Origin of the sequence: Pelotalea chapellei (genome assembly GCF_018531195.1) — a bacterium.
In the GTDB taxonomy this organism is placed as follows: domain Bacteria; phylum Desulfobacterota; class Desulfuromonadia; order Geobacterales; family Pseudopelobacteraceae; genus Pelotalea; species Pelotalea chapellei.
Window position 1 is genome coordinate 1 of record NZ_JAHDYS010000037.1, and the last position, 1209, is coordinate 1209.

Sequence of the window (1209 nt, forward strand, 5' to 3'; positions counted from 1 at the left end):
TGACCTTCCCCCTGAAAACTGAGCCATTGCCAACTTAGTGATTTCGGTCTAGAACCTCAACCAAGGAGCTAGACATGAAGAAGCGATTCACCGAGGAGCAGATCATTGATATTTTGAAACAAGCCCAGGCCGGCATGAAGATCGTTGATCTTTGCCGAATGCACGGAATCAGCGACGTAACTTTTTACACATGGCGCTCCAAGTTTGGCGGCATGGAAGTATCTGATGCCAAACGCCTGAAACAGCTTGAAGATGAGAATAGAAAACTCAAGCAAATGCTTGCCGATGCCATGCTTGATAATAAAGTCCTCAAGGACGTTGTTTCAAAAAAGTGGTAACACCCGTTGCAAGACGGCACGTTGTGGAATACATCAAGCAAACGCATTCACTCAGCGAGCGACGGGCCTGTAAGCTGTCCAACCTTGACAGGAGCAGCTTTCGTTACCAACCAATGCCGGACAAAAACAACGAACTCCGCAAACGGTTGCGAGAGTTGGCTGAACAGCGCCGCAAGTTTGGTGCTCCCCGTTTGCACACCATGCTACGCAGGGAAGGCCATCTCATCAATCACAAGCGCACAGAGCGCCTTTATCGTGAAGAAGGCCTCTCGCTTCGGTTGAAGAAACGTAAAAAGCGTATCAGCCATCTCAGAACAGTCATGGACAAGCCGGAACGAATCAACCAACACTGGTCCATGGATTTCGTATCGGACAGTCTCTATAACGGTCGACGTTTTCGGGTCTTAACTGTAGTTGATGACTTCAGCCGCGAATGTCCGGCACTTGAAGCCGATCACTCACTGACGGGTAAAAGAGTAACAAGAGTACTGGATCGTGTGGCTTTGACTCGCGGATTACCTGTTGCAATAACAGTCGATAACGGTCCTGAATTTATCAGCAAAGCGGTTGATCTATGGGCTTACACAAACGGCGTGAGGCTAAGATTCATTCAACCAGGCAAACCGACCCAGAATGCATATATTGAAAGCTTTAACGGCAAATTCCGGGATGAATGTCTGAACGACAATGTTTTTATCAGCCTGCAAAGCGCCCAGAAAATTATCGAAACCTGGCGACAGGATTACAATTCGGAAAGGCCGCATAGCTCTCTGAACGATCTGACACCAAATGAGTTTGTAAAAATAATTGAAAAAGAACAAAAGACCGAAAAACCTAAGTTAAACCTGGTTTTAATGTAGGGGTAAGGTCA

General features: G+C 46.9%; 1 protein-coding gene. It reads left to right on the plus strand.

Annotation, left to right across the window (positions count from 1 at the left end):
- The first annotated feature begins 74 nt into the window (after positions 1-74).
- Positions 75-1198, plus strand: a protein-coding gene (locus KJB30_RS17815) for an IS3 family transposase (protein ID WP_214301718.1) whose coding sequence is annotated in 2 segments (ribosomal slippage) — positions 75-333 and positions 333-1198 — 1125 coding nt in all. Because the reading frame shifts where the segments join, the coding sequence is not laid out codon by codon here.
- Positions 1199-1209 lie beyond the last annotated feature (11 nt).